At 65.1% G+C, this 15,332-nt stretch carries 15 protein-coding genes; 4 read left to right on the top strand and 11 right to left on the bottom strand.

Annotation, left to right across the window (positions count from 1 at the left end; genetic code table 11):
• Positions 1–84 precede the first annotated feature (84 nt).
• The 5 genes from VF168_01080 to VF168_01060 form a co-directional block, all read right to left on the bottom strand.
• Entirely contained in the window at positions 85–810 is a 726-nt protein-coding gene (locus tag VF168_01080) for an ABC transporter ATP-binding protein (GenBank protein HEX7002765.1), read from the bottom strand.
• Entirely contained in the window at positions 807–1,565 is a 759-nt protein-coding gene (locus tag VF168_01075) for an ABC transporter ATP-binding protein (protein ID HEX7002764.1), read from the bottom strand. Before VF168_01075 ends, VF168_01080 begins: the two co-directional genes overlap by 4 nt.
• Positions 1,562–2,593, bottom strand: a complete 1,032-nt coding sequence (locus VF168_01070; GenBank protein HEX7002763.1) for a branched-chain amino acid ABC transporter permease — start codon at positions 2,591–2,593, stop codon at positions 1,562–1,564. The genes VF168_01075 and VF168_01070 overlap by 4 nt, the downstream gene beginning before the upstream one ends.
• On the bottom strand, positions 2,590–3,468 hold the full coding sequence (locus tag VF168_01065; protein ID HEX7002762.1) for a branched-chain amino acid ABC transporter permease: 879 nt from the start codon (positions 3,466–3,468) through the stop codon (positions 2,590–2,592). The genes VF168_01070 and VF168_01065 overlap by 4 nt, the downstream gene beginning before the upstream one ends.
• 79 nt (positions 3,469–3,547) lie before the next feature.
• On the bottom strand, positions 3,548–4,996 hold the full coding sequence (locus VF168_01060; GenBank protein HEX7002761.1) for a substrate-binding protein: 1,449 nt from the start codon (positions 4,994–4,996) through the stop codon (positions 3,548–3,550).
• A 269-nt stretch (positions 4,997–5,265) separates the two neighbouring features.
• Between VF168_01060 and acs the strand changes: the two genes are divergently transcribed.
• Entirely contained in the window at positions 5,266–7,209 is a 1,944-nt protein-coding gene (acs, locus tag VF168_01055) for an acetate--CoA ligase (GenBank protein ID HEX7002760.1), read from the top strand.
• 262 nt (positions 7,210–7,471) lie between these two features.
• On the opposite strand, the gene VF168_01050 is transcribed toward acs, so the two are convergent.
• A complete protein-coding gene (locus VF168_01050; protein ID HEX7002759.1) occupies positions 7,472–8,335 on the bottom strand; it encodes a DMT family transporter in 864 nt (287 codons plus the stop codon).
• A gap of 89 nt (positions 8,336–8,424) precedes the next feature.
• Here VF168_01050 and ispF point away from each other — a divergent pair, with 89 nt between their 5' ends.
• A complete protein-coding gene (gene ispF / locus VF168_01045; protein ID HEX7002758.1) occupies positions 8,425–8,913 on the top strand; it encodes a 2-C-methyl-D-erythritol 2,4-cyclodiphosphate synthase in 489 nt (162 codons plus the stop codon).
• Between the two features lie 82 nt (positions 8,914–8,995).
• Here the strand turns inward: ispF and VF168_01040 are convergent, their stop codons facing one another.
• Complete coding sequence (locus VF168_01040) at positions 8,996–10,123, bottom strand: S-layer homology domain-containing protein (GenBank protein ID HEX7002757.1); 1,128 nt, start codon at positions 10,121–10,123, stop codon at positions 8,996–8,998.
• 184 nt (positions 10,124–10,307) lie between these two features.
• On the opposite strand from VF168_01040, the gene VF168_01035 reads away from it, so the two are divergent.
• Complete coding sequence (locus VF168_01035; protein HEX7002756.1) at positions 10,308–10,898, top strand: MarC family protein; 591 nt, start codon at positions 10,308–10,310, stop codon at positions 10,896–10,898.
• 41 nt (positions 10,899–10,939) lie between these two features.
• Here VF168_01035 and VF168_01030 read toward each other — a convergent pair whose 3' ends face one another.
• Genes VF168_01030 through sufC form a run of 4 tightly spaced genes read right to left on the bottom strand, consistent with a single transcriptional unit; the run spans position 10,940 to position 14,862 of the window.
• On the bottom strand, positions 10,940–11,257 hold the full coding sequence (locus VF168_01030) for a non-heme iron oxygenase ferredoxin subunit (protein ID HEX7002755.1): 318 nt from the start codon (positions 11,255–11,257) through the stop codon (positions 10,940–10,942).
• A gap of 22 nt (positions 11,258–11,279) precedes the next feature.
• Positions 11,280–12,602 (bottom strand): Fe-S cluster assembly protein SufD, encoded by a 1,323-nt coding sequence (gene sufD, locus VF168_01025; GenBank protein ID HEX7002754.1) that lies wholly within the window; start codon positions 12,600–12,602, stop codon positions 11,280–11,282.
• A 25-nt stretch (positions 12,603–12,627) separates the two neighbouring features.
• Positions 12,628–14,058, bottom strand: coding sequence for a Fe-S cluster assembly protein SufB (gene sufB, locus VF168_01020; GenBank protein HEX7002753.1), 1,431 nt, complete (start codon positions 14,056–14,058; stop codon positions 12,628–12,630).
• Between the two features lie 42 nt (positions 14,059–14,100).
• Positions 14,101–14,862: a Fe-S cluster assembly ATPase SufC gene (gene sufC, locus VF168_01015; protein HEX7002752.1), complete on the bottom strand. Its 762-nt coding sequence runs from the start codon at positions 14,860–14,862 to the stop codon at positions 14,101–14,103.
• Between the two features lie 191 nt (positions 14,863–15,053).
• Between sufC and VF168_01010 the strand changes: the two genes are divergently transcribed.
• Positions 15,054–15,332: response regulator (locus VF168_01010; GenBank protein ID HEX7002751.1), on the top strand; the 279-nt coding region annotated here is incomplete at its 3' end.

Here is a 15,332-nt window from a genome sequence, read left to right as displayed (position 1 = left end):
GCAAGACGAATATCGCTCCCCTACGCTTTCCTGGAAGCAGACGAGCGGGCGGCCGGTGCGACCGCCCGAACCTGCATCAGCCGGTCAAAGCGCCAGGTAGTCGCGCCTGAGCTCCTCGTTCTCCAGCACACCCGACGGGCTGCCCTCGTAGACCACTTGGCCGTCGTCTATGATGGCCGCCCGGTCGGCGATGCGCAGGGCCGCGACCGCGTTCTGCTCGACGAGGATTATCGTCAGCCCCGCCTGCTTGATCTCGACCAGGATCTCCTCTATCTCGCGCACGATCTGCGGCGCCAACCCTTCGAACGGTTCGTCGAGCAGGAGCAGCGAGAGTTCGCGTGCGAGCGCCCGGGCGATGGCGAGCATCTGCTGCTCGCCCCCGGAAAGGGTGGTTCCCAGCTGGCGGCGCCTTTCGGCAAGACGCGGGAAGTGCTGGTAGATCCGCTCCAGCGGCCAGCCGATGTTCGGCGCGACCTGAGCGAGGATGAGGTTCTCCTCCACCGTGAGACCCGGGATGATGCGTCGCTCCTCAGGTACCAGCGAGATCCCCAGTCGCGCCGCCTGATGGGTGCTCAACCGCTCCACGGAGTTGCCCTTCAGGCTTATCCGCCCCGATCTGACGACGGGCTCCTGAGCGCGCGCTATCGCCCTGAGGGTCGTGGTCTTGCCCGCGCCGTTCCGTCCGAGCAGCGTGAAGATCTCGTTGTGCTCGACGGTGAAGTTCATGCCCCGCAGGATGTAGCTCTCGCCGTACCAGGCGTGGACGTCGTCGCAAGCGAAGTAGTGGCCGTTCGCCCCGGTGGCGTTCACAGTTCGACCCCTCCCAGATACGCCTCCTGCACCGCCTCGTCCTCGCGGATGGTGTCGGGCGGACCGGAGGCGATCACGCGGCCCTGGTGGAGCACGGTGATCGTGTCGGAGAGTGCGAAGACCACCTTCATGTCGTGCTCGATCACCAACTTGGTCATGCCGTCGCGCGCGAGGCGGCGCAGGAGTTCGGTGGTCGCCTGGGTTTCCTTCTGCGACATGCCGGCGGTGGGCTCGTCCAGGAGCAGCAGGCGCGGTTCGTGCGCAAGACAGACGGCGAGTTCGAGGCGCCGTTTATCGCCGCGAGAGAGATGCAACGCCTCGGCATCCCGCTTGTCGAGGAGCTCGACCTTGTCCAACGCCTCCTCGGCCACCCTGACAGCGTCGCGCCGCCTGCTGGGCCGCTCGAGCGGGTTGACCTTGAAGCTGCCGTCGCGTGCCGATAGGGCCGCGATGGTGACGTTGTCGACGAGGGAGAGTTGGGGGAAGATCTCGGGGCTCTGGAAAACCCTGGACACCCCCAACTGGTTGATCTCGTAAGGTTTGCGGCCCGCTATCGGCTTGCCGTCGAAGACGATGGTGCCTGTATCGGGCACGAGGGCGCCGGTGAGCATGTTCACCAGCGTGCTCTTCCCCGCCCCGTTGGGGCCGATTATGCTGTGCACCTCGCCCTTCCGTATAGAGAGGTTCACGTCGCTGACCGCAGCCAGCCCACCGAACCGCTTGCTGATTCCTGTCGCTTGCAGCAGCGCGCTCATCTGTCCACTCCCCGCTCCGGCCGGTCTCGTATCTCTGCCGGCGTGGGACCGCCCCCGACCGCCCTCTTGCGGCCGAAACGCCGGCCGATGCGCCCGAAAGCCTCCACCACGCCGCCGGGCAGGAAGATCACGAAGGCCATGAAGATCAGGCCGAGGATCAGGTACCACTGTGACGTGACCGCCGAGAGCACGTTCTCCAGGTAGAGGACGATCCCGGCGCCGATCATCGGGCCGAAGAGGGTGCCCAGTCCACCTATCACCGACATGATGATCACCTCCCCGGAGGTGGTCCAGCGCAGGCTCTCGGTAGGCACGTAGGTCTCGTAGATGGCGTAGAGGCTGCCCGCCAGCCCGCCGTAGATGCCGCTGATGGTGAAGGCGGCGACCTTGTAGCGGAAGACGTCCACTCCGGTGTAGAGGAGCCTTCGCTCGTTGGCCTTGATCGCCTTGAGGATGAGTCCGTACGGGGAACGCCGGATCCTCAGCGCCACGTAGATCGCTACGAGCGCCCAGGCGCAGGTGAAGAGGTGGACGGCGTTGCCCTGCAACTCGATGCCGAAGAGGTCCGGGGTTGGGATGCCTGTCAGGCCGTTGTCGCCGCCGGTCCACTGCTGTAGTGGCGCCAAAGCGGCGTAATAGAACATCTCGGCGAACGCCAGCGTGAGGATCGCGAAGTAGATGCCGTGGCGTCGCAGGGTGATGAGCCCCAGCACGAGAGCGATGATGCCCACCACGACCACGGCGAGGAGCATGCCGATGAGGGGGTTGGGCGAGAAGTGGAGCATGTAGTAGCCGCAGACGTAGGCGCCTACCCCCCAGAAGGCAGCGTGACCGAACGAGAGGTACCCGGTGAAACCGACCAGCAGATCGAAGCCGAGGGCGAAGATGGCGAAGATGATTATCCTCGTGGCCAGCTCGCGGTAACCGCCGATCTGCACCAGGAACCAGGGTAGTGCGAGGAGCACGGCGGCGGCGATCACCATGATCAGCCACTCGCGTGCGACCGAATCTCTGCGCAGGCCCCTCACTCCATCACCCCTTCGACGCCCATCAGGCCGCGCGGGCGCCAGGAGAGGACTACGGCCGCGACCAGGTAGACGATCACCTGAGCCAGGGGTGGGTAGAAGAGCACCGAGAGGCTGATAGCTTCACCCATGAGCAATCCGGCGAGGATAGCGCCGGGGATACTCCCCATGCCGCCGATCACAACGACGAGGAAGGAGGGGACCAGGACGCTCATTCCCAGACCCGGGTAGACCGACGTGGTGGGCCCCCCTACGATGCCGGCAACGCCCGCCAGCAGCGCCCCGAAGCCGAACACCCAGGTGAACGTCTTGTCGATGTCGATCCCCAGGAACCTGGCCATCTCCGGGTCGCGCATCCCCGCCCGCACCATGAGGCCCACCCGGGTGAAGCGGAGCAGAAGGTAGAGCAGGATTACGACGAGGATGGTCACCGCGATGATCACCAGTCGCCACGGCGGATAGAAGCCTATGCCGATGTCGATCGGGATGAGCGCCCACTGCGGCGGCGGGAACGGCCTGGTCGTCCCGCCGAAGATGGTACGGGCGGCCTCCTGGATCACCAGCGCGAGTCCGAAGGTGACCAGGATCTGGTCGGTCACCGGCCGCCGATAGAAGTAACGGATCAGGGTTCGCTCGAGGACGACCCCCACGACGAAGAGCCCGATCGGGACGATCAGGAATACTGCCCACCAGCCTACCTCCTCCGAGAGGACGTAACCGGCGTAGGCGGCGATCAGATAGAGGGCACCGTGGGCGAAGTTGGCGACGCCGAGGGTGCCGAATATGAGTGTGAGGCCGAGGGCGACCAGGGTGTAGATGGCGCCGACCTGAAGGCCGGTGAGGAGTTGGAGGGCCAGATCTCCGAGTTCGAACCCCATATCACTTCCCTACTGAGGGTGCCCGCCGCCAGCATCTGCTGCGGCGGGCACGGTCGAGTCCGTTGCGGGCGATGACGGCTTACTCGTCCTTGTACGGACCGAGCTCTCCCGGGAAGAAGTCGCACTCGTACATCACGCTGTCGCGGTCGATCTGCGCCACTGTCTCGAGCAGGTCGAACTCGTTCTCCCGCTCGGAGGGCGACTTGCCCTGCACCACGAGCATGTCGTGGAACGCCTGGTGATCGCAGCCGCGGTAGGTCGTTGTGCCCGGGCCGATGCCCTGGATGTCGTGATCCTCGAGAGCGCGGATGACCTCCGGCGGGTAGAAGGTGCCGGCCCGCTCGGCGGCATCGGCGTAGAGGATCGTCTGCACGTAAGCGGTCTGGGCCGCCTGGGAGGGAGGCTGGCCGTACTCGGCTTCGAACGCCTGCGTGAACGCCTGGGAGCCAGGGTCGTCCATCTTCCAGCTCCAGTTGGTGCTGCCGAAGATCCCTTCGATGGCGTCACCGGCGCCGCTGGCCATCAGTCGGCTGTAGAGCGGCACCACGATCTGCACCTGCTTGCCGTTCCGATCCATGTCCTTGATGCCGAAGCGAACCGCCTGGGTGAGCGAGTTGACCATGTCCTGCCCGTAATGGTTGAGGATCAGGACGTCGGCGTCGCTGTTGAGGAAAGCGGTCAGGTACTGGCTGTAATCCTGCAGGCCCAGCGGCGTCATGATGTTGCGCGCCGTGGTCCAACCTTGCGATTCGGTGGAGTTGCGCATCGACTCCAGCTGAGTGTGGCCCCAGGTGTAGTCGGCGGTGAGGTGGAAGGCGCGCCGGTCGTTGCCGTACTCCTGGGCAAGGATCGGGCCAAGGGCCTGACCCGACATGTAGGCGTTGAAGAAATGCCGGAAGCCGTAACGGCGGCGATCCTTGCCGGTGGTGTCGTTCGAGTGGGAGAGGCCCACCATGAAGATCACGCCGGCCTCCTGGGCCAGGTACTGCTGCGCGATGGCGACTGCCGAGCTCGAGCCGCCCGAGAACATGATCACACCGTCACGCTCGATCATCCGCCGGGCGGAAGCTCGAGCGGCGTCGGGATCCGTCTGGGTGTCGCCGGTGACGAAGTCGACCCGCTTGCCCAGCACCCCTTGGCCGGTGAGAGCGAGGGGCTGCATCGTCTCCAGGATCCCGCCTCCCTCGTTGAGGTGCCTCACCGCGAGTTCGTACGCCCGCAGCTCGTCGGCGCCCTCGTCGGCGTAGGAGCCGGTCTGCGGCACGTTGAAGCCGAAGACTACGGTGCTGCCCCGAACCGGGAAATTGCCGAGCGCCGGATAGTCCTGCGCTCGTGCGAACGATCCACCCAGTCGGCTGGCGAGGAACAGGCCACCGGCCGTTCCGACGCCCGTCTTCAAGAACGAGCGGCGGCTTATCGCGCGTTTCGGCTTCTGTTCATCGACACTCTGCTCTTCGATCCTCTGCTCTTCGTTCTCGAGCGTTGCTCTCTCGGACGGGGCTTTCTTCCTGTCACGGGACTTCGCCATCGAGTAACCTCCGCGGCTCTGGGATCGGCGACTGTGTGCGCAGCTGACTGCCACAGCCGCACAAAGCTGTCGTCCTGGTGGACCTATGGACATTTGCTCTGCATGAGAATTTTACACCTGTGGTGAGGAAAGTTGCCAACCCCCTGCCCGTTGTACCTGCGGCGGCGTAAACCCTGTAGCTCATTTGTCGGAGCCCCCGGCTTTGGGCTATCCTCGAACCAAACCAGCGAGCCCACGCCCCGATTCGAGTTGCCTCTTTAGGAGAGAGAATGTCGGAGAACATCGAATCCATCCTTCAGGAGGAACGTCGCTTCGAGCCCTCGGACGAGTTCCGTTCGCGGGCGAAGTTCAACGATCCCCAGGAGTACGAACGCCTCTACCGCCAGTCGCTGGATGAGCCCGACGAGTTCTGGGGCAAGGTCGCCTCGGAGCTCCACTGGTTCCGTCGTTGGGATCAGGTGACCCGATGGAACGAGCCGTTCGTGGAGTGGTTCGTCGGAGGCACCACCAACCTCGCCTACAACTGCCTCGATTATCAGATCGAACAGGGGCGGGGCGACAAGGTGGCCTTCTACTGGGAGGGCGAACCGGGCGACAAGCGCACTATCACCTACCGCGACATGCTTACCGAGGTCTCGAAGCTCGCCAACGTCCTCAAGTCGAAGGGGATCAAGAAGGGTGACCGCGTCGCCATCTACATGCCGATGATCCCCGAGGCCGCTGCGGCCATGCTCGCCTGCGCCAGGATCGGGGCGACCCACTCGGTCGTGTTCGGCGGCTTCAGTTCGACGGCGCTCGCCGACCGGATCCAGGACGCTCAGGCCAAGGCCGTCATCACCGCCGACGGCGGCCACCGGCGTGGCAGCGTACTGCCCCTCAAGCCGGCGGTCGACGAGGCGTTGGAGCGTTGCCCCAGCGTCGAAACGGCGATCGTGGTGAAGCGCGCCGGCAACGACGTGAACATGGTCTCCGGCCGAGACTTCTGGTACCACGATCTGATGGAGGGCGCCTCGGACGAGTGTCCGGCCGAGCCGCTCGACTCGGAGCACCCGCTCTACATCCTCTACACCTCCGGCTCTACCGGCAAGCCCAAGGGCGTGCTCCACACGACCGGGGGCTATCAGACCTACATCTACCTGACCACGAAGCACGTGTTCGACCTGCAGGAGGACGACGTTTTCTGGTGCACCGCCGATGTCGGCTGGGTCACCGGGCACTCCTACATCGTCTACGGCCCGATGAGCAACGGCGCAACCCAGGTGATGTACGAGGGAGCGCCCACCTACCCGGCGCCCGACCGCTTCTGGGACATCATCGAGCGTTACGGCGTGACGATCTTCTACACCGCGCCCACGGCCATCCGGGCCTTCATCAAGCTCGGTGAGGAGCACCCCGGGAAGCACGACCTCTCCTCACTAAGGCTCATCGGTACCGTCGGTGAACCGATAAACCCCGAGGCGTGGACCTGGTACCGGCGCGTCATCGGCGGCGACCGCTGTCCCGTGATCGATACCTGGTGGCAAACGGAGACCGGCGGCGTGATGATCACCACCCTGCCTGCCGTCCACGACGCCAAGCCTGGCTCGGCGGGCGTGCCCTTCTTCGGCATCGAACCGGCCGTGGTCGACATGCAGGGGAACGAACTGCCTGCCAACGAGGGCGGTTACCTGGTGGTGAAGCGGCCCTGGCCCAGCATGCTGCGCACGGTCTACGGTGACGACGAGCGGTTCAAGCGTCAGTACTGGGGCGAGATCCCTCACGTCTACTTCGCCGGCGACGGCGCGCGTCGCGACGAAGAGGGTTACTTCTGGATCATGGGGCGGGTCGACGACGTGGTGAACGTCTCGGGCCACCGGCTGGGCACCATGGAGGTGGAGTCCGCTCTGGTCTCCCACGACGATGTCGCCGAGGCGGCCGTGGTGGGCAAGCCGCACGACGTAAAGGGCCAGGCGATCGTCGCCTTCGTGACGCTGGAGGGCGACCTGAAAGGCTCCGACGAACTCGCGGCGGAACTACGCAACCACGTAGCCAAGGAGATCGGCGCGATCGCCAAGCCCGACGAGATCCGGTTCGCCGACGCGCTGCCCAAGACGCGTAGCGGCAAGATCATGCGTCGCCTGCTGCGCAGCATCGCCGCCGGCAAGGAGGAGAGCGGCGACATCTCGACCCTCGAGGACAAGGGCGTCGTGGAGCAGTTGATGCGGGCACACTGAGAAGTCGTTCCAGTCACTGGAAGGCGGCCGTCCGGGTTCTATCCCGGACGGCCTTCTCTTCGGCACAGCTCAGGCGGAGTCGAGAGATTCGCGCTCGGCGCTGGGTACGTCCCGAACGTTCCGAGAACCGTTGCCTCCTCGGCGAAAGGGGAGCCGTCGTCAGAGGCGTGTGTTTCGGTCACCTGGATGAGGGCGTCCGCCTTACCGCTACTCGTCCGACACATGCTTCATGAACAGCGGTGTGAGCCGCTGCTCTCGGCACTCACCTGTCCTGCTCCCTGCTCGGCCAACCACGCCTGCGCCTGGGCAGCTCACTGATGAGCATGGCCACGACCACCAGCACGCCACCCAGCCAGCCGAGGGGCCCCAGGCGTTCACCGAGCAGCAGGAACGCGAACAGGGCCGCGAAAACCGGTTCCAGCAGGAAGATGAGCGCGGCCACGTGCGCCGGAACGACCTTCTGAGCGTAAGCCTGCAGGACTGCGACGAGCGCGGTCGCGACCAGCGCCAGGTAGACGATAGCGCCGTACGTGGCCAGCGGCACCTTACCCAGCTGGCCGACCTGCGGAAGCGCCCAGACCCAGGCGAGCAGCGCCATCGGCCAGTGCTGCGCCCCGGCCAGCGAGAGGACCGGGAGGTCGGCGGCGACCTGGCCCAGGTAGACGATGTAGAGGGCGTACGAGAGAGCGGTGCCCAGCAGCCAGACGTCGCCGGCGTTGACCCCGCTGGCTCCGGTGGAACTCATCAGCGCCAGGCCGCCCAGAGCCACTGCCGCTGCGAGGTAGGCCCGAGGGGCGATCCTGTTCCTGAACCAGACGGAACTTATCAGCGGCGTGAGGATCACCGACAGCCCGGTGATGAAGGCTGCCTTGGAGGCCGAGGTGAGGTCGATGCCGATCGTCTGGCTGGCGAAGCCCAGGAATGCGAGGACGCCGAGGATCATCGCGGGACCGAGAGCACGGCGTTCGACGCGAACCCAGCCGAGGAGCAGCGCGGCGAGGCTGAATCGCACGGCCAACAGGAGCGGTACCGAGATCGTGTCGAGGGCGTCCTTGATGACGACGAAGGTCGTTCCCCACACCAGCGTGATGCAGACCAGGACGAGGATCCCACCGGCACGGGACATCGCCGCCATTGTCGCATGGGCCCTTCTGCTGGAGCCATCTGACTGGAAGAGGCCGCGGCGCAAAGTGGCGGCTGACTTAGAATGCGACGATGCCAACCATGCAGAGGATCGGCTACGGCGAGGACAGCCACCGGCTCGTGACGGGGCGCAAGCTCCTCGTGGGCGGGGTGGAGATCGAAGGGAGTCCCCGAGGTCCGGAGGCGCATTCCGACGGTGACGTGCTCCTGCACGCCCTCGCCGACGCGCTCCTGTCGGCTTTCGCCCTCGGCGACATCGGTCGCCTGTTCCCACCGGCCGACGAGCGCTACCGCGACATCCCGGGCCGCGAGATCGTGCGCGAGGTCCTGAGGCGGCTACGTCGGCTGGGTGGCAAGATCGAGTTCAACAACGTCGCCGCGGTCATCACCCTCGACGAGCCCAAGCTGGGCGAGCAGCGCGACGCGATAGAGAAGCGGCTGTGCAGTCTCCTGGGTCTCGATTCGGGACGGGTGGGGGTGACGTTCAAGACCAGCGAAGGGGCCGCTCCCGATCACATCCAGGCCCGGGTCACCGTCCTGCTGTCGAGTGACGTGAAGTAGCAGGACAAGGAGAAGCCCGGTCCGCAACGTCGAGGGCGGTCCCGGTGATCGGGACCGCCCTCGCGTCATCCTCCTCGGCGACCTAGAAGCGCAGGTTCAAGCCGAGCGCGACCGTCGGGTAGAACTGGTCGTACTGATATTCGCCCACGATGGGCGGGGTGTTGAAGTAGTAGTCGGCCATCCCCTCGACGAACAGGCCCATCGAGTCGTTGAGCGAGTACTCGACGCCCAGCAGGGCGCTCGCGAACGGCCCGTCGTTCGCCTGGTACCAGTCCATCAGGTTGAGCTGGTAGCCGCCGCCCGCGCCGAGGTAGCTCGACAGTCGGGGCCCCATGCCGATCCGGTAGGTGAGGTGACCGGCGAAAGCGAGTGTCCCCTGGTCGATCGGGCTCTGACGCCCGTAGTCGACGCTGGCTCGTATGCCGATCGGCCCGATGAGACGGCTGTACCCCATGATGAACCTTGCCGGCACGCGGTCGTTGAGCTCGCTCACCGCTGCTACCCCCAGGTGGAACCCTTCGACCTGGCCGGCGGGACGGATGGGCTCCGGTTCCTCGACCTCGACTACTGGCGGCACTTCGGGTCGGGGCGCGACCTCGGCTGCCGGACCTGCCGGCCCCGGGGGTCCTGGTGGTCCTGGCGGTCCCTGCGGGCCCTCCGGTCCGGGTGGTCCCTCGGGCCCGGCGGGTCCGGGCGGACCTTGGGGACCCTGCGGTCCCGCCGGTCCAGGAGGTCCCGGTGGCCCCTGCAGTTCACCTTCTTCGATCTGGGCCCGCAACTCTTCCAGTTCGGTGCTGAGCGCCTCTACCTGGGCTCGCAACTGCTCGACTTCGGCCGACTGGACCGTTGGTTGGTCCTCCTCCTGTTCGAGTGTAGCGACTCTGCGATCGAGGTCCTCGAAACCGGCCCGCAACTCGTCGATGGCGTTCTGCAGCACCTCGATGTCTTCCTCGCCGAGCACCTGAGCGGCCTGTCGCTGGTCCTCGAGGACGTCGAGCACCCTGTCGATCACGAGCGCCGCCTGATAGCGGGTGAACGCTTCGTTCCCGCGGAAGGTTCCGTCAGGGAAACCTTGGATGATGCCCAGCTCGACCATGCGCTGCACCGCATCCGCAGCCCAATGGTCGTCGGGCACGTCCCCTAGCTCCTGTTGAGCGGAAGCCGCGTTCAACAGGAGCAAAGCGAAAAGTATCGTTGTCAGTCGTTTCATATCACCCCCGGATGGCTGGCGCCGCGAAACCTCGGCTCGCGCCGCCATTGAACGTGTCCCACGGTAACGGTGTACCGCTCCATCACCGTGAGGTAGTGCCAGTTGAGCAGGTGCGACCGGCCTTCCGAGGTCACGGCGAGTCGGACCGACGTCGTGGCCGGGCTCGACGGGTACGCTCTGACGCATGGACATCGGCAACAGCGTGTGGTCCGCGGCTGCACTGCTCTTCTTCGTGATGGATCCGTTCGGGAACTCTCCGCTGGTGCTCTCGCTGCTCAGGGATGTCGATGCGTCGCGCCGCCGTTTCATCGTCTTCCGCGAACTGCTGATCGCTCTCGCCGTGCTCGTCCTCTTCCTCTTCGTCGGTCAGGACATCCTCGGCTTCCTGGGCCTGCAACAGCAGTCGGTCGCGATCGCGGGCGGCATCGTGCTCGGGGTCATCGGGCTGCGGATGGTATTCCCGCGCCCGGAAGGTGTGATGGGGCGGCAGATCGGCGGCGAGCCTTTCATCGTGCCGCTCGCCATCCCGCTCATCGCCGGGCCATCGGCGATGGCCATGGTCATCCTCATGTCGAGGACCGAGCCGGAAGCCATGGGCAAGTGGATCTCGGCGCTGCTGATCGCCTGGATCGGGACCGCTGCGGTCCTGATGGCCGCCCCGCTCCTCTACAAGGTCCTGCGCGAGCGCGGCCTGGTCGCTATCGAGCGGCTCATGGGGATGCTGCTGATCATGTTGGCCGTGCAACTGGTCGTGGATGGCGTGACCGCGCTGTGAACGCGGGTCCGGTGCCCTTCATCCGGCGGTAGGGGGAACCGTTAGGCCTCCTGCATCACCACGTAGACCTTGCCGTCCTCGACAGCGGTGTCGAACAGCCTCAGCTTCTTCACCGCGGGCAGGGTCGCCCTTCCGGTGCGCAAGTCGAAGGTAGCGCCGTGCTTTATGCACTTGATCTTCCCGTCGAGCAGTTCGCCGTTGGATAGCGGGTACTTCTCGTGGGTGCACTGGTCGGGAACGGCGAAGAACTCGCCATCCTGACGGATCACGACCAGACTCTGGCCCCCGACGCTCACCGCCGTGACGCTACCTTCAGGGAAGCTCTCGGTCGCTCCGACTTCGACTCTCGTCTCGGTCACCACCGACCAGCCTCTTGCGTGATCAGAGCTTCTCCTTCACGCCCGGCACGCCCAGCTTGGCCTGCACCACCCGCTCGACGTACTGCGCCACTTTCGGCAGGGTAACGCGGCTCATCACCTCGTAGAGGAAGCCGGTGACGAGCACATGCTCGGCGAGTTCGGGCGGCAGGCCGCGACTCATCAGGTAGAAGCGCTGGTCCTCGGGGACGGGGCCGGTGGTGGAACCGTGGGAGCACCTCACGTCGTTGGCGCCGATCTCCAGCTGCGGGATGGACACCGCTTCTGAATCGCGATCGAGCAGCAGGTTCCGGTTGGTCTGGTATGCGTCCGTCTTCTGAGCACCCTCGTCGACGCGGATGACGCCCGAGTAGACGGCGGTCGAGGCGTCACGCAGGGCACCCTTGAAGAGCAGGTCGCTCCTGGCATGGTGGGAGGCGTGGTGCTGCAGCGTGTACTGGTTGAAATGCTGACCTTTGTCGGCGAAGTAGAGACCCAGCATCTCGCTGTCGGCACCCGGCCCCTCGAGTCGGCTCTCGACCTCGGCTCGCGCGGTGTTGGCGCCCAGGCTCACGCTCAGGCTCTCGAGCCGACTGTCGCGGGCCAGATGCGCCCTGATGCGGTTCATGTGAACGACATCGCGGCTCCAGTTCTGGAGCGCGACGTAGCGCAGCTTGGCGCCACCCTCGAGGATGATCTCGGTCGCTCCGTTGTAGAAGTGCCGCTCGCCGATCGGCTCGCTGGTGTACTCATCGAGGTAGGTGACCTTGGCATTGGAACCGACGACCACGAGAGTTCGCCCGTTCACGAGGCCGCCGCTGTCGGCGGTGGTGAAGGCACCCAGGGGCAGTGCCACCTCGACACCACTCGGAACGTAGACGAAGGTGCCGTTCTCCCAGAACGCCGAGTTGAGGGCGGTGTACTTGCTCTGCCCGGCGTTGACGGCGCTGTAGAGGTGCTCGCGAACGAGGTCCTCGTGCTCACGGAGCGCACTCCTCAAGTCGGTGAAGATGACCCCCTTCTCGCTGATCTTCGAGTCGCGGTGGATCACCTCGCCGCCCTTGTGGACGAGTATCCCCTCGGCGTCCGAGTCGGTCATCCGCATCCGGATGCGCTCCGACACCTCGCGGTCCCGCGCGCCCTCGACGATCGAGAGTCCTTCGAGAGAGAAGCGGTCGAGTTGGCTGTAGCGCCACTCCTCATCCCTCCTGGTCGGGAAGGGAGTCTGCTCGAACGAACGCAGGGCGGCCCGGCGTTCCTGCGCCAGCCACTGCGGCTCGTCGTACTTCTGTATCAGCGCCTCGAGGGCAGCGTCCGACAGGGGGGTGTTGTCTACGAGTGTTGCCATCTTGATTCGGGTCGCCCGCGGGCCCCTATCCTACGCTCCCTTCCATCTCGAGCTCGATGAGGCGATTCAGTTCGACGGCGTACTCGAGCGGTAGCTCCTTGGCCACCGGTTCGAGGAAGCCCCGAACTATGAGGGCCATCGCCTCGTCCTCGGGCAGACCCCGCGACATCAGGTAGAAGATCTGCTCGTCGTTGAGTTTGCTGACCGTGGCCTCGTGGCCGATGTGCGCCGTCTTCTCGTTGATCTCGATATAGGGATAGGTGTCGGTCTTCGCGGTCTCGTCGAGCAGCAGTGCGTCGCATTCGACGTTCGAGCGCGCGTACTCGGCCCCCTCGTGGATCTGCACAAGGCCCCGGTAGCTGGAGCGGCCGCTGCCCTTGGAGATCGACTTGGAGACGATCGACGATGTGGTCCGTGGCGCGGCGTGGATCATCTTGGCCCCGGCGTCCTGATGCTGACCGTCACCGGCGAAGGCGATCGAGAGCACCTCGCCGTGGGCCCCTTCACCGACGAGGAAGCAGCTGGGGTACTTCATCGTGGTCTTCGACCCCAGGTTGCCGTCGAGCCAACCCATCGAGGCGTGCTCATGCACGAGCGCCCGCTGGGTAACGAGATTGTAGACGTTGTGCGACCAGTTCTGGATGGTCGAGTAACGCACCGACGAGCTCTCCTGACAGATTATCTCGATCACTCCGGAGTGGAAAGAATCGGAGTTGTAGGTGGGTGCGGTGCAGCCCTCGATGTAGTGGAACTTCGAACCGGGAGCGCCGATGATGAGGGTGCGCTCGAACTGGCCCATGCTCTGGGCGTTGATGAGGAAGTAGGCCTGCAGAGGAACCTCCACCTCGACGCCTTCGGGAACGTAGACGAACGAGCCGCCAGACCAGACCGCCGAGTTCACCGCGGCGAAGTAGTTGTCCTCGGGGGGCACCACCGTCGCGAAGTACTCCTTGAACAGTTCCGGGTGCTGTTGCAGCCCGGTGTCGGTGTCGAGGAAGATGACGCCCTTCTTCTCCCACTCCTCCTTGAGGCTGTGGTAGACCATCTCCGACTCGTACTGGGCGCCGACTCCTGCCAGCGCCTTCTGCTCGGCCTCGGGGATGCCCAGCTTGCGGTAGGTCTCACGGACCTCTTCGGGCACGTCGTTCCAGTCGTTGCTGCCCTTGCGGTCCTGAGGGCGGATGTAGAAGTAGATGTCGTCGAAGTTCAGCCTCGAGAGGTCGGGTCCCCACTTGGGGCGGCCCTTCTTCTCGGCGATCTCGAGCGCCTTGAGCCGGAAATCCAGCATGAACTGCGGCTCATTCTTGTAGTAGCTGATCTTCTCGATGACCCGCTTGTTCAGGCCCTTCTCGGACCTGAAGAAGTAGTTCTCGGGCAGTCGGAAGTCGTACTGCTGCTCGTGCTGCATCCCCTCGAGCTTGCCGGCATCGGGGTGTTCAAGCGGCATCTCTGCCATGCTTTGCTCCTCTCGTTCGTCAGGCCTGATGGGCAGGGCGGGCTAGACGGCCACCTGCTCGCGAACCCAGTCGTAACCCTTGACGTCGAGCTCCTTGGCGAGCTCCTTGTCACCGGAGGTGACGATCTTGCCTGCGACCATCACGTGCACGCGGTCGGGGACGATGTAGTTGAGCAGCCGCTGGTAGTGGGTGATCACGAGGGCGCCGAAGTCGGGACCGCGGGCCGCGTTCACCCCCTGGGACACGACCTTGAGCGCATCGACGTCGAGACCGGAATCGGTCTCGTCGAGGATCGCGTAGCGGGGCTCGAGCACCAGGAGCTGGAGGATCTCGGAGCGCTTCTTCTCGCCGCCCGAGAAGCCCTCGTGCAGGTTGCGCTCGATGATCGAGTCGTCCCAGTCGAGCGCCTTCACCGCGCTCTGGAGTTTGTTGTAGAACTCCATCACGCCGATCTCGTCGTCATCTTCGCGCCGCGCGTTGAGGGCGAGACGGAGGAAGTTCGCGATCGACACCCCGGGCACTTCGACCGGGTACTGGAACGCGAGGTAGAGGCCGGCTCTGGCCCGCTCGTCAGGCTCCATCTCGAGGACGCTCTGACCGTCGACGAGCACGTCACCCTGGGTCACCTCGTAGGCCGGGTCGCCCGCTATGAGCTTGGCCAGAGTCGACTTGCCCGATCCGTTCGGACCCATGAGTGCGTGCACTTCACCCTTCGGCACGACCAGGTCGACTCCGTGGAGTATCTTCTCGCCGCCCACGATGCGGGCGTGCAGGTCGCGAATTTCCAGTTTGTTCTCACTCATCGGCTACCTCTGCGCTTGTCTCTTGGTATTGCGAGTCGGGATAAGTCGTTTCTAGGAGCTATTCCGATTTAGAGTATACACGCGCCTGCCGGGCCAGTCGAGTTTCGCACTCGACAGCCGCTCCAGGAATTCGACCGGCCGGCCCGCGGGCAGGACCTCTGCTCGAACTGCACCGTGCTACTCTCGCCCCAGTGAGGCACGGCGGGCAGCGCAGCGGCAATATCCTCCTCGTGGAGGACAACGATGACGACGTGTTCCTGACCCTTCGCGCCCTGCGGAGGATCGGCGTCGACGCCCAGGTGATCGTCGCGCGCGACGGCGTCGAGGCGGTGGAGCGACTTACGCCGGATGGCGGCGGCGCCAACGGAGTGCCGAACGTGATACTGCTCGACCTGAAACTTCCTCGGATGAACGGCGTCGAGGTCCTCGGCTGGCTGCGAAGTCACGAAGCCACCCGCAACATTCCGGTG

The sequence above is a fragment of the Trueperaceae bacterium genome, from assembly GCA_036381595.1.
Classification (GTDB): Bacteria; Deinococcota; Deinococci; order Deinococcales; family Trueperaceae; genus DASVCN01.
This window is presented reverse-complemented; position numbering and strand designations above follow the sequence as displayed.

Bases quoted from the DNA above. Each gene is read 5' to 3' on its own strand.
- VF168_01075 (HEX7002764.1), bottom strand. From the start codon at position 1,565: ATGAGCGCGCTGCTGCAAGCGACAGGAATCAGCAAGCGGTTCGGTGGG.
- VF168_01065 (HEX7002762.1), bottom strand. From the start codon at position 3,468: ATGGGGTTCGAACTCGGAGATCTGGCCCTCCAACTCCTCACCGGCCTT.
- VF168_01060 (HEX7002761.1), bottom strand. From the start codon at position 4,996: ATGGCGAAGTCCCGTGACAGGAAGAAAGCCCCGTCCGAGAGAGCAACG.
- acs (HEX7002760.1), top strand. From the start codon at position 5,266: ATGTCGGAGAACATCGAATCCATCCTTCAGGAGGAACGTCGCTTCGAG.
- VF168_01050 (HEX7002759.1), bottom strand. From the start codon at position 8,335: ATGTCCCGTGCCGGTGGGATCCTCGTCCTGGTCTGCATCACGCTGGTG.
- ispF (HEX7002758.1), top strand. From the start codon at position 8,425: ATGCCAACCATGCAGAGGATCGGCTACGGCGAGGACAGCCACCGGCTC.
- VF168_01040 (HEX7002757.1), bottom strand. From the start codon at position 10,123: ATGAAACGACTGACAACGATACTTTTCGCTTTGCTCCTGTTGAACGCG.
- VF168_01035 (HEX7002756.1), top strand. From the start codon at position 10,308: ATGGACATCGGCAACAGCGTGTGGTCCGCGGCTGCACTGCTCTTCTTC.
- sufD (HEX7002754.1), bottom strand. From the start codon at position 12,602: ATGGCAACACTCGTAGACAACACCCCCCTGTCGGACGCTGCCCTCGAG.
- sufB (HEX7002753.1), bottom strand. From the start codon at position 14,058: ATGGCAGAGATGCCGCTTGAACACCCCGATGCCGGCAAGCTCGAGGGG.
- sufC (HEX7002752.1), bottom strand. From the start codon at position 14,862: ATGAGTGAGAACAAACTGGAAATTCGCGACCTGCACGCCCGCATCGTG.